The following is a 21,026-nucleotide window of genomic DNA, read 5'->3' on the forward strand; positions in this document are numbered from 1 at the left end:
TTTCTGTTGGTTGTGTTGTGGAATAGGATTGTTGCCCGCGGAGGGGCTGGCGGGCTACAGGGTTCGTCCGAGCCTGAGATCGAGCTCGGTTGTGGGGCAGGCTGCCTGTTCGTGCGGCTCGCAAGCGCCAAGGGCTCCAAAGCGATAGAGCGTTGCGGCGGGCGTGGTGTAGGCGAGCCGCAGCTGATGCTCGACAGGGGCACATCCGTCATTTTTGTAATGAGCCGCGTAGTACTGCGCGATGCTGGCGTTCATCTCGCTGCCATTGCGATGGCGCTCAAACTGGCGTCTGCAGGTCTCGATGATCTTTGCTACCGACTTGGGTGCCGTCGCGGGAACAAGGGCGAGATAGCCCTCAAATAGCTCGTTGATGCTCAGGAGGCACAGCAGGTCGATCAGCGTCCTTATGGCTGCTCCCTCGGCAGAAAAATGCGCGGTCATACGGTTATATCGGTTGCGGTCGACGATGGCCGCATGGGGTCTTGGAGTTTTCTGCCCTGTGGTCCCGGGCTTTTGCCGCGCCTGTGTATTGAGCTCGACGTTGCAGCGCTTGAGGCCGTCCAACGGAAGGAACAGTGCGGTGCGCAGGGTGTTCCGCTTGCTTTCGAGTTCATGACGCTCGTCGGGTTCCCATTCGAGCTTGAGTTTCGTGTCGAGCGCCGTAAGCATATGGGCTAGGCAGCCTACGGTAAGAACGTACGAATCGTTGTCGCGTTTTGGGGCATAGGGGTCTGTCAGCTTGCGAATGTCGGGGTCGCCCATGATCTTTGTGCAGCGCTTCAGCAGTTGAGGGTGGTCGGCCAAGATCGTCGCGAGCGGTAGCGACGCGTAGTTCTTGATGGTCGCGGCGGCAAAGGCGGCGTCATATTCGTTTGCATATGCTCGCTCAATGCGGGCATCCAGAATGCTTTTCTTATCGCCGTCTTCAGCGTGGTGGTTTGTCATAGCTTCTCCAATCGGTTGATGTTCGTGCTGTTTGTTGATGTGTTGGTTGTCGTGAGTGATGTGCTTGCCGTGGGTGATGTGCTGACGTTGGGGTGCTATGCGGTTTTCAATGAGCCCGTGAGGCAGTTGCTGCAGGGGCGGGATGGAACGGCCCATGCAAGGCGGAAGGCATCGTGCTCAAAATCGAGACAGCAATGCCCTGGGTGCCTCACATGTGGCAGTTACCTCATTAAGTTGTCATTGCGTTTGGGGTTGTACTTTGCCGATCTTCTTTCTCTTACACGCTAAAAACTGAAATTTCATATGCTCGATCTACTTAAAACCGCAACGGCGGTCTTTTATCAACTTATATGTCGGAACGCGTCTTTGCAAGTACTTTTTTGCGTTTGTTTCAAATGGGGTGGTTTTGCAACCGTCACGCGCCACGCTATGCGAACGTGCCCCGGCTCGGATAAGATGGTGCGATCGAGTTCTACCGCGCTCACCGCAAGTAGTCTTTGTTGCTGAGATAGGTCATGGCCGAAAGGGGCCCGTATCCCAACAGATACGGGTCCCTTGCTATTTAAATGGGCATGAGGGCGTATTGAGGGGGGGGATGTCTTGCTGTCGGCATCCGCGTGCGGTGCCATTCGCTGTCTGTAAATATACGTTTACAGCTAATTTCATACCACTTGTCGGAATGCGGACGCTGTCCTTGCATGTCGGGCGTACATTGAACGTGGTTTTTCGCGTGAAACCACGAATCGGTTGTCAGTCCTGAACAAGGAGGCCCAGCATGACGCTTGCCAAACCCATCAATAAATACATCGACTATATCGATGCCCCCGAGGACACGTTTGAGCAGTATGTCGAGAAGGCGTTAAAGTACAACTTTCGCTGCGTATTTGCGAACCTTCAGGAGTACGAGACGGGCCGCGCCATGCTCGAGGGCTCTGACATCATCCTTGCCGGCGCCATCGACTTTCCCCAGGGCACTATGACGCTTGAGGAGAAGCTTGCGAGGTTTGAGGAATACGCTGCGTGTGGCTTTACCGAGATTGACTACGTTTTGAATCAGGGGTCGATCGAGAACCGCGATTTTGATGCCATCGAGCGCGAGATGACTACCATTGCTGATTTTTGTCGCGCGCATGGCATCACTGACAAGGTAATCGTCGAGATGTGCAAGCTGGACGGCGACGACGCCGCCAAGCGCCGTGTATGCGAGATCGCGCTGGAGGCCAAGCCGGGATTCCTTAAGACATCGACCGGCAGAAGCTTTGGCGGTGCTAAGCTCGAGGACGTGCGGCTGATGCACGAGGTGCTCGGCGATGCCGTGGCAATCAAGGCGGCGGGCGGTATCCATAATTACGAAGAGGCTTGCGCATTCATCGAGGCCGGCGCCAGCGCGTTAGGTGCATCGGCGGGCATCGCGATCGTCGAGGGCGCACCGACGGATGAGCGTCGCTAGCAGACGTATTTGACCTGAGCGATAAAGCTTCACGACCACACGCCGTTCATGTTCGGGACAATATGACATTTTTCCCGTTGCAAACGGAGTCGCGGTGGCTGTTCTGTATGATGACTCAGACAAGGTTATTCAATGACAGGGAGGCATATATGGCAATCAAAGCCATCGCGATGGATATTGACGGTACGCTCACCAACGACCAGAAAGTGATTAGCCCGCGTACGCGCGAGAAGCTGCTCGCTGCGCAGGAGTCGGGCATTAAGCTCATCTTGGCGTCGGGCCGTCCCGCATGGGGGCTGCACGCCTTGGCGCAGGAGCTCGACCTTCAAAACCATGACGGTCTGCTGGTGGCCTTTAACGGCGCACACGTCGTCGATGCCCAGACCGACGAGGTGCTGTTCGATCAGGCTATGCCTGCCGACGAATTGCATCGCCTGATTGATCACCTGCGTAATTTTGACGTGATCCCTATGATTTCGCTCGGTCGCGATTTGCACGTCGAGGACTCGTACCATTGCATGATTACGCTGCCGGATGGCTCGCAGAAAAACATCGTCAAGTATGAGCGCGACGCGTGCGATCTTAAGATTCGCGAGGTGGAGAGCCTGCATGAGGTCGCTGATGCTTATCCCGTGGACAAGCTGCTGACGGCGGGCGACCCGGCCTATCTGCAAGCGCATTACGAGGAGATGTACGCGCCCTTTACCCAGACGCTTTCGGGTATGTTTACGGCCGACTGGTACTTTGAGTACACGGCGCCCGGTATTGACAAGGCCCGCGCGCTCGAGGGTGCCCTGCCCAAGCTCGGCATCGATGCCAGCGAGGTCGTATCGTTTGGCGACGGCCAGAACGACAAGTCTATGATTGAGTGGGCCGGCACCGGTGTTGCCATGGGCAACGCCGTCGATGAGGTTAAGGCTGTGGCCCAGATGGTGACCGCCAATAACAACGAAGACGGTATTGCGGTGGCGCTGAATAAGCTGCTGGGCTAGAATCGCCGATAGTGCATGGCTCGGGCGTCCGCTTGCGGGCGCCCTTTTGTTAGGGAGGGTGCCGTGTCCGCATTTCCGTTCGACGCCGTTATCTTTGACATGGACGGCGTCATTGTCGATACCGAGTATTACTACCTGGGCGAGACTGCCGCGTTTGCCAAGGAGCTTGGACTTAACCTGACTCAAGAGGAGTTGAACGGGCAGGTTGGTACCTCGCATCAGTTCTTCCTGCGTATGCTGGTCGATTGGTTTGAGCGCGCCGGGAAGGGGCATTTAACTGGCGAGGAAGCGTTGATCCGTTGGGACGAGTGGGCGCATAAGCGTCCGCGCGACTATCAGGCTTTGATTAACCCAGGCGCCGTGGATACGATTCGAGAGCTGCCGCGCCGTGGCGTTCGCGTGGCGCTTGCCAGCTCGTCTCCCATGGATAGCATCGAGGAAGTGCTCAATGCGTGCGGGCTGTCGGATGCCTTTGAGTATGTGGTGAGCGGCGAGCAGTTTAAGGAGAGCAAGCCCGAGCCCGACATCTACCTGCATGCGCTGGACCTGCTGGGGCTGCCCGCGAATCGCTGCTGCTGCGTTGAGGATTCGGTGCCTGGCATCACTGCCGGCAAGCGAGCCGGCCTGACAGTTATTGCCAAGCGCGAGGAGCGCTTTGGCTTTAGCCAGGATGCCGCGGACAAGATTATCGACCAGCTGCCGGAGCTGCTCACGCTTTCTTAGGAGCGCGGTAGTTGCGCGTTTTTCGGGTCAGATGAGTAAATACCCGACATTTTGGTGCGACAGCAAGCATACTTTATGCTAATGCGGGCTTAAGGGCTTGTTGAATGCCCTTAAGCCCGCTTTTGACTTAATTGGGCTGGGAGAGGGTATATGCCACCGACTGAAGGACTAACTGACGGTAAAGCAGCGATACCGCTGTACCAACAGGTTATCGATATCATTAAAAACGAAATCAATTCCGGTGCCTACAAGGCGGGCGCGCGGATACCCAACGAATTCGAATTGGCTGAGAACTATAAAGTTGGCCGCGTTACCGTGCGACGCGCTATTGAGGAGCTCGTCCAGCAGGGCTATCTAACGAAGCGGCAGGGGAAAGGCACGTTTGTCAATGCCCCCAAGCTCAAGCGCAAGATTCGCCAGAAGGATGACGTCCAGAGTTTTTCGGACGCATGCCGCGTTAACGGAATGGAGCCGGGGGCGTGCGTCATTTCGAGAAAGATACTGCCGGCAGATTCTACCGAAGCGCAGTTCTTTGGTGTTCCCGTTGGAACTGATTTGATTTGCGTTGAGCGTGTGCGTACTGCCGATGGCGTCCCTGTCATGCTCGAGAACAACATATACGTTTACGAGGACAACGCCTATCTATCAACGGCACCTCTATCTAACCAATCCATTTTTGAGTTCGTGCGCAACCGGACGGGCCGCACGCCCGCGTTTACCGACCCGTGCACGCTCGAGATCGCGTGCGCGTCGCCCGAGGTCGCTCGACTGTTGGCAGTTCCCGTTGGCGAACCCTTGTTTTATATGGAAGCCTTCTTTTTCGATGAGCAGCGGCGGCCGTTTATCATCGGTCGTCAGCGGATCATTGGGTCTCGCTACGTTTTTGACATCTAGGACATTGCGAATGGAAACGCCCGGTGGATTATCTCACCGGGCGTTTCCATACCGTTCACGGCGCGAACGCAACCGTTCAACCGCGTCGCGGCAATCAGTTTGAAATTATCTTGATGATGGGAAAAGCTGCTGGTAATCTATGGAACGTCATAGAACGTTTGCCTTGCGCAGGCGTTGAAGCGAGATGTGATGCAGTCTCGAGTTCTTTGGAGGTATCTATGTCAGATACGAAGGCGAAGAAGACAAACAGACGTTTTAAGTTCAAATTACCGCATGTCTATACGATCATGTTCTTGCTGATCGTTGTCTTTGCGGTCCTGACTTGGATCGTTCCCTCTGGTCAGTATCAGCGCAAGACGATTTCGACAGCGGCGGGCGAGCGTGAAGTCGCCGTTGCTGGAACCTATGAACAGGTCGATAAGAACTACACCGATTCCGAGACCGGCGAGACCATCAATCTGGGCCAGGATATCTTTGCGGTCCTGCAAGCGCCTACTAAGGGCATCCAGGAGGCTGCCGACGTCGTTGCGTTCGTCTTATTGATTGGCGGATCGTTCGCAGTCATCACCAAGACCAACGCTTTGAATGCCGGCATGAGCCGTGTGATTAAAAAGCTCAAGAACAAGGACATCCTCATCATTCCCATCACGATGACGTTGCTGTCCATTTGCGGCACTACGTTTGGTATGTCTGAGGAAGCCCTGCCGTTCTATGCCATCTTCATTCCCATCATGATGGGTATCGGGTATGACTCGATGACGGCGTTTATCATCTGCTTCCTTGGTCCTAACCTGGGATATTGTGCTTCGACCATCGACCCGTTTAATGTTTTGATCGCCCAAGGCATCATTGGTATCGAGGGCAATCCTCAGCTGTGGCTGCGCGCCGTTTCTTGGGTCATCTTCACTGCCGTCGGTATCGCGTGGGCCATGCGCTATGCCATGCGTGTCAAGAAAAACCCCGAGTCGTCCATTACGTACGAGGACGACAAGCTCAAGCGTGTTGAGTTTTCCGTGACCGATGCCTCCATCGAGGAAGAGTTCACTACCCGTCAGAAGCTCGTGCTTATCGATTTTGCCTGCGGTATGGGCATTATCGTCTGGGGTCTTGTTACCCAGGGCTGGTACATGAATGAGATTTCCGCCGTGTTCCTTGGTATGGGCTTGCTTGCCGGTATCCTGGGCGGCCTTGACCAGCAGACGATCGCCGAGGAGTTCGTTAAAGGCATTGCCGACTTTGCGTACGCCGCCATCGTCATCGGCATCGCTCGCGGCATCTTGGTCATTGCAGAGGGTGGCATGATCATCGACACCATCCTCCAGGCGCTCGCTACTGCACTGGCCGGTGCACCTGCCGCCGTCTACACCACGTTTATGTATATCGTCCTTGGCCTGCTCTCTTTGCTGGTTCCCTCGAGCTCTGGACTTGCGGCGCTCACCATGCCCGTCATGGGTCCGCTGACCGAGCTTATGGGCCTCAATCCCGAAGCCGCCGTTACCGCGCTCCAGTTTGCTAATCAGACCATCAACACCATCAGTCCCGTGGCGGGCATGACGGTTGCCGGTCTTGCCGTGGCAAAGATCTCGTTTGGTCAATGGTGGAAGACCATTTGGAAGTTCTTCATTTTTATGGTCGTCTTTGGCCTGATCGTAACGGCAATCTCTGGCATGCTTCCGGTGTAGGTGGTTGTGATGTCTGATCGTTTAACGGTCCTGACGTCTAAGAGCGTCTTTACCGGTACGGGGGACCTGCCGTTTGAAGGTTTCGTAGCGGTCCGTGGCAATCGAATTGAGGCGGTTGGCACCAAGTGTGAGGTGGCTTCGTATTTGACCCAGGCGGACGAGGTAGTTGATCTGGGCGACCGCACCGTCATGCCTGGTCTGATCGATGTACATACCTTCTATACAGGCTGGGCGCTGCGGACGTTGGGGTCTGATCTGTCCGGCATCGATGATGCCAAAGAGGCCGTGTCGCTCTTGCGTGCATGGAAAGAAGATCATCCGGATTGCGCGGCGGCTTTTGGCCACAACCTATCCGAAACGTTGGCATCGGATGCCGAGAACGCAAATACGGCAGCTGTGTTTGACGAGTTTTTTGGTGATATCCCTGTCGTCTGCTTTACACCGGGCGCGGAGACCTGCGTTCTCAATGCTGCCGCCAGTGCGCGATACGGTTTTACACCGCAGGCGTGCTATGCCGAGAAGATCTGGCGCATGATGAGCGATTTCCTCGCGTTGCCCGAGGTGCGCGCGGGGTATTCGGACTACATGAGCATGCTTAACGAGCGCGGCGTTACCGCCATCAAGGAGATGGCGTTTGATGACTACTACGGCTTTGCCGACGAAATGGCTCGCCGTGAGGAATCTGGCGAGCTGACGGTTCGCGTCTCTATGATGTCGCAGCCGGTGGGCGCTGGTGCAAATCTGGCATATGCTCGCGAGGCACGAGAGCGCTTCCGGGGACCGTTCGTTCGTTTTTCTGGCTTCAACCGTATGACCGATCGCGGCGTATGGGCGGGGCTTGCCGAGATGATTGACCCCTATGAGGATACGGCCGATGCGGGCGCTGCCGGCAAGACGGTCGTCGAGGAGCCAGAGTGGGATCTGATTGAAAGCGAGCTGCGTGCAATTGATGCTGACGGCTTCCGATATTCCTTGCATTGCCAGGGTGATGGCGCCGTTCGTCGCACCGTGGCGCTCTATGCCTCGCTGCCTCGAGACGAGCATGGACGGATGCTTCGCCGCCATGCGATTACCGATCTCGAGAACTCTGACCCGACCGATCTTGTCGAGTTTGGCAAGTTAGGTGGAATTTGCGAGGTCTATCCGCAGATTCTGACGCTGGACCGGCGCGAGGATTGCCTGTCGATGATGCGTCGACAAATTGGCGAGACGCGACTTTTGCACAGCTGGAATCGCCGCGGCATGGAAGATTCCGGATGCACGGTGTGCTGTGGAACGGATTTGCCGCTGTTGATTCCGAGCCTGGGCGAGTCAATCTACAGCGCGTGCGGCGGATTCTTCGCCGACGGACTGCCCGTGAATGAGGTCAACACGCTGACGCTTGTCGAGCTCTTGCGCGCTTGGACTGCCGGGGGCGCGTACGATCTGATGCGCGAAGATGAGCTGGGTACGCTCGAGGTCGGCAAGCTTGCCGATATCTGCGTGCTCGATCGGGATGTGTTTGACCTCGATTATCGCGACGCACGCGATCTTGCGGTTGATATGACGATGTCGGACGGACAAATCGTGTTCGATCGAAATAAGGAGGCATAAGATGTCTGAATCCAAGCCGACGCTGCGCCGCGAACAGATTGCGGGCATGAATATCCACTACATCATGTGGTCGCTCGATTACTTCCTTGATGTGCAGCAGCGTTTGGGCTTTGAGTCCATTGAGCTGTGGTGCGCAGAGCCGCATGTGACGCTCGACCATACGGGCTACTTTGAGGCTGAGGTCCTGGCGAAAAAGGCTGCAGACCGTGGGCTTAGGTATCGTACTCTGTGCCCCGAGAATGTTGTCTATCCTTGGCAGTACTGCGCACGCAAGCCGCTGCATGAACAGCGCAGCCTGGCGTACTTTAAGCACGGCATTGAGCTTGCCGAGGTACTTGGGTGCGACCGTATGTCCGTCAACTCGGGCTGGGGCGACTGGGACGAGGACCGCGAGGAAGCCTGGAAGCGCAGCCGCGAGCACTTGTCCATTCTGGCGGAGTATGCCGGCGAGCACGGTCTGGTGCTTACGATGGAAAGCCTGCGTCCCGAGGAGAGCAACCTTGTGACGACGGTTTCCGATGCGAAGCGCATGATTGACGAGGTCGCGAGCCCGTATTTACAGCCCATGGTTGATACAACCGCGATGGGCGTTGCTGGCGAGACGCTCGAGGACTGGTTTGCCACCTTTGGTGATGGGGCAATTCACGAGATGCACTTTATCGACGGTGACCCGTATGGCCATCTGGTGTGGGGCGATGGCAAGCACGATATGGACGCCTTCGTTGCCACACTCAACGTCCATGGTTTCGACGGCATGCTGGGCCAGGAAATTACGGACGGCCGTTACTACGATGACCCGGCGGCGGCTGATGCCAAGAACATGGCCGCATTCGAGAAATATCTGATTGACTAAAACAACTATCGGCCACGCAACCAACGTCATTGATTGCGGCCCAAACAAGAAAGGAACTGGATATGAACGCACGCGATCTGATCAAAGAGGCAATTGCCGAGAAGGGCAAGTTCGACAGCGTCTACTGGATTGCTTGCGGTGGCTCCATGATCGATTTGATCCCGGCTCATGAGCTTCTGCAGCGCGAGGCAACCACCTTCACTTCGTATATCTATACCGCGCGTGAATTCGACATTATGCGTCCGCGTCGTCTGGGCGAGAAGTCCCTGGTCATCGCTTGCAGCCACAGTGGCAATACCCCGGAGGTCGTCGAGGGCTGCGAGATTGCCCTTGCCGCCGGCGCTACGGTGATCGCCCAGACCGACAACGCTGGATCCAAGATCGACTCCGGCAAGTGGACCACGTGGGTCTACCCATGGGGCGAGGGTGTGCCGCAGGCCGAGGTCCCCGCTGGCATTTCGCTGTCGCTTGCGGCCGAGCTGCTCGATCAGCAGGAGGGCTACGCCGATCTTGCCGATATGTATGCCGGTATCGCCGAGATGGATAAGATTCTTCCCCCGGCACGTGAGAAGGTAAATGCCGAGCTGGGCGATCGTTTTGCCAAGCTTTGCCAGGAGCACGAGTTCTTCTATATTCTGGGCAGCGGTCCCAACTTTAGCCAGACCTACGGTTTCGCTATCTGCTCTCTTATGGAGATGCAGTGGCAGCACTGCAGCTACATCCACTCTGCCGAGTACTTCCATGGCCCCTTCGAGGCTACTCAGGATGGCGTTTTTTACTTCCTGCAGATGGGCTCCAGCGAGTGCCGTGCTATGGACGAGCGCGCCCTGGCGTTCCTTAAGACGCATACCGATACGCTGATGGTGCTCGATGCCAAGGAGTACGGTATGGAAGCCGTGCCGGCGAGCGTCCGTGCCTATCTGGACCCGGTGCTGTTCTACGCCATGAACTGCGAGCTGCGTGCTGCACGCGGCAAGGTGTTTGATCACGATCCCGATTTCCGTCGCTATATGGGTGTTGTCGAGTACTAGAAGGAGCAAAGGCCATGGCATTTAACGTTAACGCGCTCGGATTTGGCGACAACGTCGTCGATCGCTACGAGCATATCCACACCATGTATCCCGGCGGCAATGCGGTGAACTTCGCCGTTTATGCCAAGAAATGCGGTGCCGCACGCTCCGCATACATGGGCATTTTTGGCAATGATGCCGCTGCCGAGCATGTCATTGCAAGCCTCGAGGATGAGGGTATCGAGCTTGACAAGTGCGAGCAGATGATTGGCGAGAACGGAGCGGCTCGCGTGACCGTCGTTGACGGTGACCGTGTCTTCCTTGGCTCCAACGAGGGCGGTATCCGTGGCGATGCGCGCTATGTCCTCGATCGCTTTGACCTTTCGTACATGAAGCAGTTCGATGTGGTTCATTCGGGCAACTATTGCTTTACCGAGCGCGAGCTGCCCAAGTTGAAGGCTGCGGGCGTCACGGTCTCTTTTGACTTTTCGGACGACTCTACCGACGAGTACTACGAGCAGATTGCGCCCTACGTCGATTTCGCTTTCTTTAGTGCGGCGGATGCTGCGAGTGAGGATGAGGTTCGCGAGCGTCTGGCATGGGTGAAGGGCCTGGGTCCGCGTTTTGTGTCGGCTACGGCGGGCGCCGAGGGCTGCATTGCTTACGACGGCGATCGTTATTACCGCCAGCTGGCTAAACCGGTAACGGACATGAAGGACACCATGGGGGCGGGCGACTCGTTCCTTACCTCGTTTTTGATGTGCTATCTCGATTCCGCCAAGCGTGGTGAAGATGGCGCCGAGGCCATCGAGCGCGCGCTCGACTTTGCTGCCGGGTTTGCCTCGACCGTGTGCGGCATGGAAGGTTCTTGGGGCCACGGAGCACCAATCGTCGAATAGCCGAGCGGTCCCGGGGAGGTGCAGGCGCCTCCTCGGGACCCGGTGTGCAAAAAATGCCAAATATGAGTACTGTGACTAATTTAGTCGCAGCAAAATCAACCCCTTCAGACGTGATTTGAGCGTCTGGAGGGGTTTAAGATTTGTGAAAACGCAGGATGAATGACTGTAAAAGCTTTAATTAGCGGACAATCGAGGATTATTCTGGCGGTTGGAAAGTTAAAAGAAATGTATCCATTCCGGTAGCAGTACTCATATTTGGCATTTTTTGCACACCAGGGGTTAGCGAAGGTCAAAAACAGAGCGCGCATTTGTTAAAACTATCGACTCGATGCGCTTTGCGTCGCAGTTTTTGAGCGAGGTGATGCGTTCTGAGGTCCTTGTGAGCGACCTGATGAGCGACTGCGTGCTTGTTTCTGTGTTTGGCTCGGCCGGCGCATCGGTCTCGAGCAGTAGGCGGTCGAGTGGAATCTGTCGTGCGTATTCGCGACAGCGCTTGGTCGCGAGCATGCGTTCGTTGACGGAAAAATAGCAGCCCGCATTACGCGCGCGGGTGAGTTCGTCCGAAGTGCCGCTAAACCAGTGGAAGATGATAGCGGGGGAGTCGGGGTTTGGGATGAGTAGTCCATGCGATTCGAGGACGTCCAGTACGGCTCCTGCCGAACGAACGGCGTGAATTGATATCACGCGCCCGGTAAGAGGATGCTGCACGAGCGCATCGCAGAGCCGGTTAAGTGCCTGTATTTGTAGCGGCTCACTTCCAGCAAAGCGCGCGGAAAAGTCGAGTCCGACTTCGCCGATGTAGCGTTCTTGGGCAGCAACTTCGCAAAGCAGATTGACTTCGGCAAAACCGCAGTGGCCATCGGCGAGCCACCAGGGGTGAAGCCCAACGCCGGCGATGATGCCCGGGTGGCGACGAGCGCGCTCGTTTGCGGCCGAAAAGTCGCGTGGATCGACGCCGCAATCAAATAGACCCAAGCCCAGCGCCGTTGCCTCATCGGCAACGGCGTCCGGGTGAGCCATTAAATCAAGATGGCAGTGTGCATCAAATAACCGGGGCTCCATCTCGGCGCGCTCCGCTAGTCCAAGCGCTGGCCATCGGCGCGCACGCGCTCGGTGCCGCGGCCACTGATCTGGCGGATAACCTCGCCGGCAATCATCTGGCCCATGATGGGCGGCATAAAGCTGGCGGTTCCGAGCTCGGTGCGCTCGTGGATATTGGAAGGGTCGCGGGGCTGTGTCTTAACCGATTCCTCGCAGCTAAACAGTACATGAAGACTCTTGATTCCGCGCTTCTTGCATTCTTTGCGCATGATGCGGCTCATGGGGTCACGTACCGTATCGAAAATGTCGGCAAAGCGGAGGCACTCGGGATGGAGCTTGTTGGCCCCGCCCATGGAGCTAACCAAACGAATGTCGTGGTCCTGAGCATATTTGGCAATGGTGAGCTTGGCCGAGATGGTGTCGATGGCGTCGACGACGTAGTCGAGCTTGCCGTCCGTCTGCTCCAAAACGCGCGCGAAAAATTCGTCGATATTGTCGCTCAACAGGTATTCGGTGCGCTTGATGACGGTAGCGGCTGGATTGATGTCGTGGATCATGGCTTCCATAACATCGACCTTGCGCTTGCCGATGGTGCTTTGAAAGGCGATGGCCTGGCGATTGATATTGCTGGGCGCGATGATGTCCTTATCCAGAATGACGAAATGACCAATGCCGCCGCGGACAAGTGCCTCGCAGCAATTGGAGCCCACACCTCCGCAGCCGAGCACCAGCACCGTGGCGGCGGCGAGTTTGTCGAGTGCCTCGCGGCCCATGATGATCTCGAGCTTGGTGTCGCGTGTCTCGTTGGGGGTTGCGGCTGTGGTTTCGGTCATAGACATCCTCCGATGGGGAAGCGAATCGTGTTTTAGCTATCGTCATTATAGGTATTATCGCGATTCCATTTGAGCCCTAGGGGCTTGTTGAAATGAGGCAGTGATTCGCATAAGATGAAGCAGATGGCACCCGTTGCCGCGGGTTGGCCAACTCCCAAACACGTTTGTAGCGTGAGAAGTGGCCGTCTTCGCATTACGCGGGGGCGGCTATTTCATTCGACCTCCAATGTGGATGCCGAGCTCCACAGCCGCGATTACAAGCAATAACAACGTCAGGACATCGTCAATACTCATAGTCCATCTCCTTCTCGGGTAGAGGGAGCTGGCCCATCTGCTTCAACTTCCATTGTAGCTAAATACGAACGAATGTTCTATAGATGTTCCTGTATTAGATAATTAGACAAACATCTAAATATCGAGTATAGTGTGCGCGTCATGAGAGATGATGAAAGGGGGTCTTATGCCGGGAGAGGGTTTTAAGGCGCTTGCCGATCCAACGCGACGGCGCATTTTGGAGTTGCTGCGCGAGGGCAATTGCACGGCGGGGGAGCTTGCCGAGCATTTCGATATCAGTAAGCCGTCGCTGAGCCATCACTTGGCGACGCTCAAAAACGCCGGGTTGGTAACCGACGAACGTCATGGTCAAAACATCGTATACAGCTTAAACACTACCGTCATGCAGGACTTGATCGGTTGGTTTATGGGCTTTACAAACACGGAAGGTGATAAGGATGAATAACGAAAACAAGGGCATTCACCCCACGGGGGTATCGTCGCGCGTGTGGATTGCGCTGGTCGCTCTGTGCGTCGCCAATGTCGCAGCGCATCTCATGGTGATGCCGAGCTTGCCTGGGCAGATTCCCACGCACTGGGGCGCGAACGGCGCCGTCGACGGTTGGGGTCCCAGCTGGATGGCCTCCGCGCTCGGCGTGCTGCCTCTGGTGCTTCTCGCAATGTTCTGCGTGGTGCCGCGCATCGATCCCAAAGGTGAGGCATATCGAACCTCGGGCAAGTTCTATCAGGGCTTCGTAATCGCCTTCACATTGTTCATGTGCGCCATAAGCTGGCTGGGAGAGCTTACGGTCTGGGGCGTGGTGCCGGCGGTCGGTTCGGTCAACGTGCTGATTTCCGGTGTTGTCGGTTTGCTGTTCATCGGCGTAGGCAACTACTTGCCGCGTGTGAAGCAGAACTATACGCTCGGTATCAAGACGCCTTGGGCGCTTGCCAATCCCGAGAACTGGCGCCGTACGCAGCGCTTTGGCGGTGCCTGCTTTATGGTGCTGGGCTTTGGCCTGATTGTGATGGGCGTGGCAGGCAGCGTGCTTTCGAGTGAAGTCGTCGCCGCGGTGATTGCGGTTCTGGCGTTTGGTTCGGTTGGAGCCGTCTACGTCTACTCGTATCTGCTGTGGCGCAAATCGCAGCGAGCCGCTCGCTAAGGTTGCGGAAAACTAGCGTACGCAGTTCATAGTATGTTCCGGGGGAACTTTTCCCAGGTAGTATTAGGGGATATGGGCAACCATGCCCCTTTTTCGTTACGTTTCAGAGCTGGTTTTTCCATTTCGTTTCCACTTAGGCGAAACAAGAATAGGGAAACAGCAGGTAGAAAGGATAAAACAGGCAAATGGCGGAGTTTATCTACCAGATGTATCAGGCTCGTAAGGCCCATGGCGACAAGGTAATCCTTGACGACGTGACCCTGAGCTTCTACCCCGGTGCCAAGATCGGCGTCGTGGGCCCCAACGGCATGGGCAAGTCGACCCTGCTCAAGATTATGGCCGGCATCGAGGAGGTCTCCAACGGCGATGCCAGGCTCACCCCCGGCTACACCGTGGGCATCCTGCAGCAGGAGCCGCCGCTCGACGACGACAAGACCGTTATCGAGAACGTGCGCATGGCGTTTGGCGATATGATCGCCAAGGTCGATCGCTTCAATAAGATCGGCGAGGAGATGTGCGACCCGGACTGCGACATGGACGCCCTCATGGCTGAGATGGGAAAGCTCCAGGACGAGATCGACGCCGCCGACGGCTGGGATATCGATTCCAAGCTCGGCCAGGCCATGGACGCCCTGCAGCTGCCCGATTCCGACATGCCGGTCAACGTGCTTTCCGGCGGCGAGCGCCGCCGCGTGGCCCTGTGCAAGCTGCTGCTCGAGGCTCCCGACCTGCTGCTGCTCGACGAGCCCACGAACCACCTGGACGCCGAGTCGATCCTGTGGCTCGAGCACTTCCTGCACAACTACCAGGGCGCGGTGCTTGCCGTCACACACGATCGCTACTTCCTGGATAACGTTGCCGAGTGGATCTGCGAGGTCGACCGCGGTCACCTTTATCCCTACAAGGGCAACTACTCCACGTATCTGGAGACCAAGGCCGCCCGTATCGAGGCACAGGGCAACCGCGACGCCAAGCTCGCCAAGCGCATGGAGGCCGAGCTCGAGTGGGTGCGCAGCTCGCCCAAGGCCCGTCAGGCCAAGAACAAGGCCCGTCTGGCTCGCTACGAGGAGATGGAGGCCGAGGCCCGCGCAAGCCAGAAGCTCGACTGGACCGACATCCGCATCCCTGTGGGCCCGCGTTTGGGCAACAAGGTGCTCGAGGCCCATCATCTGCACAAGGAGTTCGATGGCCGCGTGCTCATCGATGACCTTTCGTTCACCCTGCCGCGCAACGGCATCGTGGGCGTCATCGGCCCCAACGGTGTCGGTAAGACCACGCTGTTCAAGACGATTGTGGGTCTGGAGCCGCTGACTTCGGGCGAGCTTGAGGTGGGCGAGACCGTCAAGATCTCCTATGTCGACCAGAACCGCTCCGGCATCGACCCCGATAAGAACCTATGGGAGGTCGTCTCGGACGGCCTGGACCACATGATGGTCGGCGAGACCGAGGTTCCGAGCCGCGCTTATGTGGCGAGCTTTGGCTTTAAGGGCCAGGACCAGCAGAAGCGCGCTGGCGTACTTTCCGGTGGCGAGCGCAACCGTCTGAACCTGGCGCTCACGCTCAAGCAGGGCGGCAACCTGCTGCTCCTCGACGAGCCTACGAACGACCTCGACGTCGAGACGCTGTCCTCGCTCGAAGCGGCGCTGCTCGAGTTCCCGGGCTGCTCGGTGGTCATTAGCCATGACCGTATGTTCCTGGACCGCGTCGCCACGCACATTCTGGCGTGGGAAGGCACCGACGAGAACCCGGGCAACTGGTATTGGTTCGAGGGCAACTTCGAGGCCTATCAGGCCAACCGCATCGAGCGCCTGGGCGAGGACGCGGCCCAGCCGCATCGTATCTACCGTAAGCTGACGCGCGACTAGATCGTTACGCGGTTTTCCAAACCGCGTAACTGCTCGACGCTGCGCGGGTCGCAAGCACCCCATCTTGCCGTTCAAGCCGTCGCTCGCGTACCGAAGTACGCGTCGCTCCTCTTTCACGGCAACCTGGGGCACTTGCGGCCCGCTCGCTGTTGGTTACGCAACATCAACAAATAAAAACGGCTCAAATCCTGATTTGGATTTGAGCCGTTTGTCGTTACTGCTCGGGTTCTTCGACTTTATCGATGGCCCAGGTGGATCCGAGGCCACCGGTGGTGTTGCGGCGAATGCGCACGGTGACTTCGTGGCGCTCGCCGGCCTGCGTATAGTGCAGGGGGAAGCTTGCACGGTTTCGCGCGGCCTCGATGGTACCGAGCTCGCGGGCGATCCAGTAGTACTCGCCGATGATGCCGAGCGTGTCGGCGCCGTAGGGGAGATAGGTCGACAACTGGTGCAGAAGCGGGCCGGGGCAGAAGACCTCGGTTGCGAAATCGACGGGGAAGTCCTCGGGGATGGCGGGCGCTACGGGTGCGGGGGTTGGGGCCTCTGCGAGTACCGAAGCCGGTGCCGGTGCGGGAATTTGGTCGCAAGCAGAGGCGGGCACGGATTCGATGACGGGTGCGAACTCCAGCGTCGTCTTCGGCTTGATTGTGGAATCTGCGGGCTTCACGGTGACGGGCGCGTCTGCAGCTTCAGTTTCAACCTCAACCTGCGTCGCGCTCTCATTCTCGACGCTCGACTTTGCCTCGATGGGCGTGGATGCCATGGTGGTGATGCCGGCATTGGCATTCTCGGGGTCATAGACGACCGTGAGCGAGATGGCGGGCTGCGGCGTCTCGGGCTCCGGCGCCGACTCGGTAGCGTCTTGATCTGCGGGCTCGTCGGACTGATCGTCCTCGGCCTCGTCGCCAAAGACATCGCTGTTTTGGAACGCAGACGGCTCGGGTTGGTCAGCGGCTTCTTCGGTTGTCGACTTGGGCGCTTCGTTGAGCTCCACAGTTGCTTCCTGCTCGGATATGACTTCGGAATCGGTCGTGGCGGCGATTTCGGTTTCGGCTTCTGCCGTTACCTCAATAGCGACTTCGATCTCTGTCTCGGGCTCGGGTTCCGGCGCGGCTTCAACCATGGCTTCGGGCTCGGGACGCTTAACGTGCTTGGGGCGCACGGCCTTGAGGTCCTTCTCACCGCGTTTCTTCTTTTTGTAGGACTGCTTGGCGCCCTTGGCAGCCTTGGGCTTGTCTTCGCCCTTGGCAAGGGCGGTATCCCAGGCCTCATTGGCGATGACGGTGGCATACAGGCGACCGCCCTTAAAGACGGTCAGCTTAATGCAGTCGTCGAGTTCCTCGAGCAGCTCGCGCGTGGACTCAAAGCCCAGGTCATAAGCGGCCATATCACCAGCGGCGAGTGCCTCCTCGACCTGCGTCATAAACGTTTGCTTGCCGCATCCAATCGCATCGCGCAGCAGGCGATACAGATAGATGTGGTTGCCCAGCGAAAGCGTGGGCCTAACTATTGTCTTGCTCATGGCAAATCTCCTCTTTACACATGTAAAGCATCTTACCATCGCATGGCGTTCGCCATGGCGGCGCCCAAGGCAAACGGGCGCGAACCGCTTTCGATTCGCGCCCGTTGTACAGGTCGGTTATCTATGAGAGGCAAACGTACTTAGTTGCCCGATGCCGTGCCTTGGCTCGAGTTGTCAGATGCCGTGCCGGAAGCGGTTCCGCTCGAGCTGTTGGTGTTGTTACTGTCTGCCGTGCCCGTTCCCGACGTGGTGTCGCTCGTCTGGCCTCCCGTGTTCGGCTGTGAACCGTCAGTCGTTTGGCTTGAGTCGGTCGTGCCGGACGGCGTGCCACTGTTGGCCGTAGAGGAATCGGTGCCCTGCGATTGGTTTTGGGTGTTCGAGGACGAATTGGCAGAGGTGGAACTGTCTTGCGTGTCGTCCGCCTGTGCCTGCTGATCTTGCGACTGGGTGTCGCCATTTGCATCGCTCTCGGTCGTGCGCGACGACAGGATTGGCTCGGGACGCTCGCCCAGACCCTCACCGGCAGTGGTGATAAGGATGGCGCCGGCGCAGGCGATGACCGCGACGATGGCGATGGCGATCGAGAAGACGATGACCTTCTTTTGTGTCTGGCTGCGCTCTGCCGCCGCCTTGGCGCGCAGGCTGTTGGGGGCGACGCGCGCCGTGGTCGCGCGTCCCGCAACCTGGCGCATCTCCTGCGTGGTCGCGGCGCCACCTAGGTGCTCCTCGACATTGGGCTCAACGGGCTCATAGGCGCCGGCGGGGTAGTCGACGTCGGCGTGCGTGCCCTTGATTGCTTCGGCGCTGGCGGAGATAAAGTGGCGATAGACCTGCGAGGACACAACAGTGATGACTGAGCTCACAGCGGCACCAATCACCGAGCCGGCAATGCCGATCTTTGAAGCAAGCGCCACGCTCGTGGCGGCAGCTGCGGCGCCGGCGATGATCTGGGGAATGGAAATGTCGTCGAACAGGCCCTTTTTGGGCGCGATGGCCATGGTCTGTCCAATGGAATGGTTCTCGTGCACGCCGTTGTTGAGCGATGCCGGCGTCATGACGCGCGTGCGCGGCGCGTCGGTGTACTTGGTTGTCATACGGGGTCCTCCCGGTGTAAATCTGCTTCGTTTCGTGTAGCCATCAGGGTACCCACCAGATGTGAATCGTACGTGACATTTAACAGATACCATCAACTCATCAATTGCTCACCAAGTTGGTGGGATGCGGTTCCACCCGGCGGTTGAACTACAATAGGGCTTGCTAATTGTGTTGAATAGCGTTTACGCACGGGAGCATTCTTATGAATCTTCACCTTTCTCAGTCTGATGGCTTTTTGCGTGTGGCGGCGGCGTCGCCGCAGATTCGCGTGGCCGATGTCGAGGGCAATGCCGAGGTTGCGCTGGCGGCTGTTCGCGATGCTGCCGGGCGTGGCGTTCGCGCGCTGGTACTGCCCGAGCTTAATCTGACTGGCTATACCGCGGCCGATCTGTTCCATAACCGCACCTTACTGCATGCCTGCGAGACCGCACTGGCACATATTCTCGATGAAACCCGCGGGCTGCCGATTGTCTTTACCATCGGTCTTCCCGTTGCAGTTGCCGAGAATATCTACAACTGCGCCGCCGTGTGCTGCGCGGGCGAGCTTTTGGGCCTCACGGCCAAGAAGTATCTGCCCAATTACGGTGAGTTTTATGAGCGCCGCTGGTTTGCTCCGGCGCCCGCAGATCCTGTGTGGGTTGAGTTTGCCGGTCAGGGTCCGGTTCCGCTGGGTTCGGGGCTTGTCTACCGCTGCTGTGATGAGGGTGCCGAGGATATGGTGCTGGGCGTTGAGGTTTGCGAGGACCTGTGGGTGCCGGCGCCGCCTTCGACCGAGATGGCGCTTGCCGGTGCGACGGTGATCCTCAATCCGTCGGCTTCGGACGAGATTATCGGTAAGGCGGATTACCGCCGCAGCCTCATTTCCAACCAGAGCGCGCGCCTGTATTGCGCCTATGCCTACGCGGACGCGAGCGAGGGCGAGTCCACGACCGACATGGTCTTTGCGGGCGAGAACCTCGTCTACGAAAACGGCTCCAAGCTCGCCGCGACCAAACTGCTTACCTGCGATATGGCCATCGCCGACGTTGACCTTGACCGTCTGGTTGCTGAGCGCCGTCGCTCGACGACATGGACGCGCGCGGACGATGCGCCGGAGGCCGTGACCGTCGAGTTCTCGTTTGAGGGCTCGCTCGCCGAAGAGCCTGTTCTGCGCGATGCGCTCGGCATAGACCGTGTCTTCCCCCGCGCGCCCTTCGTGCCTGCCGACCATGGTGACCTGGCTGAGCGCTGCGAGACCATCCTCGACCTGCAGACCGCGGGCCTCAAGACCCGCCTTGCCCATACGGGCACCAAGGCGGCCGTTATCGGCCTTTCGGGCGGTCTCGATTCCACGCTGGCGCTGCTTGTGACCGTGCGTGCCTTCGATGCGCTGGGGCTGCCGCGCACTGGTATCACAGCCGTGTCCATGCCCGGCTTCGGCACGACGCATCGCACCAAGTCGAATGCCGAGTCGCTCGCTCGCGACCTGGGTGTGAGCTTCCGCGAGGTTTCGATCCACGCGGCTGTGGAGCAGCACTTCAAGGACATTGAGCATGATCCGGCCGTGCAGGACGTGACCTACGAGAACAGCCAGGCGCGCGAGCGTACGCAGATTCTGATGGATCTGGCCAACCAGGCTGGCGGTTTTGTCATTGGCACGGGCGACCTGTCGGAGCTGGCGCTCGGCTGGGCTACCTATAACGGCGACCACATGAGCATGTACGCCGTCAACGCGAGCGTGCCCAAGACGCTTGTGCGCCATCTGGTACGCTATGCCGCCGATGTCTTTGGCGGGCGCATTGCCGAGGTCTTGCTCGATATCCTCGATACGCCGGTGTCCCCCGAGCTTCTGCCGCCCACGGGCGACGGCGAGATTGCGCAGAAGACCGAGGATTTGGTGGGCCCGTACGAGCTGCACGACTACTTCCTCTACTACCTGCTGCGTTTTGGCTTTGAGCCGGGCAAGATCTACCGCATGGCGCTCAAGAGCTTCGAGGGCGTCTACGACGCCAAGACCGTCCACACGTGGCTACGTACGTTCTACCGTCGCTTCTTTGCCCAGCAGTTTAAGCGCAGCTGCCTGCCCGATGGTCCCAAGGTGGGCTCGGTGACGCTCAGCCCGCGCGGCGATTGGCGTATGCCGAGTGACGCTAGCTCGCGTCTGTGGCTTGCGCAGATCGACGCGCTCAATCCAGTTGACTAAGGTTGGCTAAA

The 21,026-nt window shown here is 58.1% G+C and carries 18 protein-coding genes; 13 read left to right on the plus strand and 5 right to left on the minus strand.

Features of this window, described 5'->3' with window-relative positions; all coding sequences use genetic code 11:
* Nucleotides 1–54: 54 nt before the first annotated feature.
* On the minus strand, nt 55–945 hold the full coding sequence (locus AAAX32_RS06380; protein ID WP_148332753.1) for a hypothetical protein: 891 nt from the start codon (nt 943–945) through the stop codon (nt 55–57).
* Between the two features lie 775 nt (nt 946–1,720).
* Between AAAX32_RS06380 and deoC the strand changes: the two genes are divergently transcribed.
* The 9 genes from deoC (at nt 1,721) to AAAX32_RS06425 (ending at nt 11,041) form a co-directional block, all read left to right on the plus strand.
* Entirely contained in the window at nt 1,721–2,395 is a 675-nt protein-coding gene (deoC, locus tag AAAX32_RS06385) for a deoxyribose-phosphate aldolase (protein WP_022094433.1), read from the plus strand.
* Nucleotides 2,396–2,544: 149 nt separating this feature from the next.
* Complete coding sequence (locus tag AAAX32_RS06390; protein ID WP_192934619.1) at nt 2,545–3,387, plus strand: Cof-type HAD-IIB family hydrolase; 843 nt, start codon at nt 2,545–2,547, stop codon at nt 3,385–3,387.
* 63 nt (nt 3,388–3,450) lie between these two features.
* Nucleotides 3,451–4,110 carry an HAD family phosphatase gene (locus AAAX32_RS06395; RefSeq protein ID WP_040358370.1) on the plus strand — a complete coding sequence of 220 codons (660 nt, stop codon included), beginning with the start codon at nt 3,451–3,453 and terminating at the stop codon, nt 4,108–4,110.
* Between the two features lie 150 nt (nt 4,111–4,260).
* Nucleotides 4,261–5,004: a GntR family transcriptional regulator gene (locus AAAX32_RS06400; protein WP_161192125.1), complete on the plus strand. Its 744-nt coding sequence runs from the start codon at nt 4,261–4,263 to the stop codon at nt 5,002–5,004.
* A gap of 218 nt (nt 5,005–5,222) precedes the next feature.
* Nucleotides 5,223–6,686 (plus strand): TRAP transporter large permease subunit, encoded by a 1,464-nt coding sequence (locus tag AAAX32_RS06405; protein ID WP_161155408.1) that lies wholly within the window; start codon nt 5,223–5,225, stop codon nt 6,684–6,686.
* Nucleotides 6,687–6,695: 9 nt separating this feature from the next.
* Entirely contained in the window at nt 6,696–8,279 is a 1,584-nt protein-coding gene (locus AAAX32_RS06410; protein ID WP_161155406.1) for an amidohydrolase family protein, read from the plus strand.
* Nucleotide 8,280: 1 nt separating this feature from the next.
* Nucleotides 8,281–9,132, plus strand: coding sequence for a sugar phosphate isomerase/epimerase family protein (locus tag AAAX32_RS06415; RefSeq protein ID WP_148332759.1), 852 nt, complete (start codon nt 8,281–8,283; stop codon nt 9,130–9,132).
* Nucleotides 9,133–9,194: 62 nt separating this feature from the next.
* On the plus strand, nt 9,195–10,163 hold the full coding sequence (locus AAAX32_RS06420) for an SIS domain-containing protein (protein ID WP_118066053.1): 969 nt from the start codon (nt 9,195–9,197) through the stop codon (nt 10,161–10,163).
* A 14-nt stretch (nt 10,164–10,177) separates the two neighbouring features.
* Nucleotides 10,178–11,041, plus strand: coding sequence for a PfkB family carbohydrate kinase (locus AAAX32_RS06425; protein WP_161155405.1), 864 nt, complete (start codon nt 10,178–10,180; stop codon nt 11,039–11,041).
* Nucleotides 11,042–11,320: 279 nt separating this feature from the next.
* Here AAAX32_RS06425 and AAAX32_RS06430 read toward each other — a convergent pair whose 3' ends face one another.
* Entirely contained in the window at nt 11,321–12,103 is a 783-nt protein-coding gene (locus tag AAAX32_RS06430; protein WP_161155403.1) for a TatD family hydrolase, read from the minus strand.
* 14 nt (nt 12,104–12,117) lie between these two features.
* Nucleotides 12,118–12,915, minus strand: coding sequence for a tRNA threonylcarbamoyladenosine dehydratase (locus AAAX32_RS06435; RefSeq protein WP_055309765.1), 798 nt, complete (start codon nt 12,913–12,915; stop codon nt 12,118–12,120).
* 460 nt (nt 12,916–13,375) lie between these two features.
* Between AAAX32_RS06435 and AAAX32_RS06440 the strand changes: the two genes are divergently transcribed.
* From AAAX32_RS06440 to ettA, 3 genes are all read left to right on the plus strand, one after another.
* A complete protein-coding gene (locus tag AAAX32_RS06440) occupies nt 13,376–13,654 on the plus strand; it encodes an autorepressor SdpR family transcription factor (RefSeq protein ID WP_022094448.1) in 279 nt (92 codons plus the stop codon).
* Nucleotides 13,647–14,351, plus strand: a complete 705-nt coding sequence (locus AAAX32_RS06445; RefSeq protein WP_161155401.1) for an SdpI family protein — start codon at nt 13,647–13,649, stop codon at nt 14,349–14,351. Before AAAX32_RS06440 ends, AAAX32_RS06445 begins: the two co-directional genes overlap by 8 nt.
* 185 nt (nt 14,352–14,536) lie before the next feature.
* On the plus strand, nt 14,537–16,216 hold the full coding sequence (gene ettA, locus AAAX32_RS06450; protein WP_349100313.1) for an energy-dependent translational throttle protein EttA: 1,680 nt from the start codon (nt 14,537–14,539) through the stop codon (nt 16,214–16,216).
* Between the two features lie 214 nt (nt 16,217–16,430).
* Here the strand turns inward: ettA and AAAX32_RS06455 are convergent, their stop codons facing one another.
* Both AAAX32_RS06455 and AAAX32_RS06460 read right to left on the minus strand, forming a co-directional pair.
* On the minus strand, nt 16,431–17,738 hold the full coding sequence (locus AAAX32_RS06455; protein ID WP_161155399.1) for a hypothetical protein: 1,308 nt from the start codon (nt 17,736–17,738) through the stop codon (nt 16,431–16,433).
* Nucleotides 17,739–17,878: 140 nt separating this feature from the next.
* On the minus strand, nt 17,879–18,832 hold the full coding sequence (locus AAAX32_RS06460; RefSeq protein ID WP_349100314.1) for a hypothetical protein: 954 nt from the start codon (nt 18,830–18,832) through the stop codon (nt 17,879–17,881).
* 203 nt (nt 18,833–19,035) lie between these two features.
* On the opposite strand from AAAX32_RS06460, the gene AAAX32_RS06465 reads away from it, so the two are divergent.
* The gene (locus AAAX32_RS06465) at nt 19,036–21,015 is read left to right on the plus strand and encodes an NAD(+) synthase (protein WP_349100315.1); all 1,980 of its coding nucleotides are present in this window, start codon (nt 19,036–19,038) and stop codon (nt 21,013–21,015) included.
* The last annotated feature ends 11 nt before the right edge of the window (nt 21,016–21,026 follow it).

The sequence above is a fragment of the Collinsella sp. CLA-ER-H3 genome, assembly GCF_040092425.1.
Taxonomy (GTDB): Bacteria; Actinomycetota; Coriobacteriia; order Coriobacteriales; family Coriobacteriaceae; genus Collinsella.

Coding starts and splice junctions, on each gene's coding strand:
- AAAX32_RS06380 (WP_148332753.1), bottom strand. CDS start 945: ATGACAAACCACCACGCTGAAGACGGCGATAAGAAAAGCATTCTGGAT.
- deoC (WP_022094433.1), top strand. CDS start 1,721: ATGACGCTTGCCAAACCCATCAATAAATACATCGACTATATCGATGCC.
- AAAX32_RS06390 (WP_192934619.1), top strand. CDS start 2,545: ATGGCAATCAAAGCCATCGCGATGGATATTGACGGTACGCTCACCAAC.
- AAAX32_RS06400 (WP_161192125.1), top strand. CDS start 4,261: ATGCCACCGACTGAAGGACTAACTGACGGTAAAGCAGCGATACCGCTG.
- AAAX32_RS06405 (WP_161155408.1), top strand. CDS start 5,223: ATGTCAGATACGAAGGCGAAGAAGACAAACAGACGTTTTAAGTTCAAA.
- AAAX32_RS06410 (WP_161155406.1), top strand. CDS start 6,696: ATGTCTGATCGTTTAACGGTCCTGACGTCTAAGAGCGTCTTTACCGGT.
- AAAX32_RS06415 (WP_148332759.1), top strand. CDS start 8,281: ATGTCTGAATCCAAGCCGACGCTGCGCCGCGAACAGATTGCGGGCATG.
- AAAX32_RS06420 (WP_118066053.1), top strand. CDS start 9,195: ATGAACGCACGCGATCTGATCAAAGAGGCAATTGCCGAGAAGGGCAAG.
- AAAX32_RS06425 (WP_161155405.1), top strand. CDS start 10,178: ATGGCATTTAACGTTAACGCGCTCGGATTTGGCGACAACGTCGTCGAT.
- AAAX32_RS06430 (WP_161155403.1), bottom strand. CDS start 12,103: ATGGAGCCCCGGTTATTTGATGCACACTGCCATCTTGATTTAATGGCT.
- AAAX32_RS06435 (WP_055309765.1), bottom strand. CDS start 12,915: ATGACCGAAACCACAGCCGCAACCCCCAACGAGACACGCGACACCAAG.
- AAAX32_RS06440 (WP_022094448.1), top strand. CDS start 13,376: ATGCCGGGAGAGGGTTTTAAGGCGCTTGCCGATCCAACGCGACGGCGC.
- AAAX32_RS06445 (WP_161155401.1), top strand. CDS start 13,647: ATGAATAACGAAAACAAGGGCATTCACCCCACGGGGGTATCGTCGCGC.
- ettA (WP_349100313.1), top strand. CDS start 14,537: ATGGCGGAGTTTATCTACCAGATGTATCAGGCTCGTAAGGCCCATGGC.
- AAAX32_RS06455 (WP_161155399.1), bottom strand. CDS start 17,738: ATGAGCAAGACAATAGTTAGGCCCACGCTTTCGCTGGGCAACCACATC.
- AAAX32_RS06460 (WP_349100314.1), bottom strand. CDS start 18,832: ATGACAACCAAGTACACCGACGCGCCGCGCACGCGCGTCATGACGCCG.
- AAAX32_RS06465 (WP_349100315.1), top strand. CDS start 19,036: ATGAATCTTCACCTTTCTCAGTCTGATGGCTTTTTGCGTGTGGCGGCG.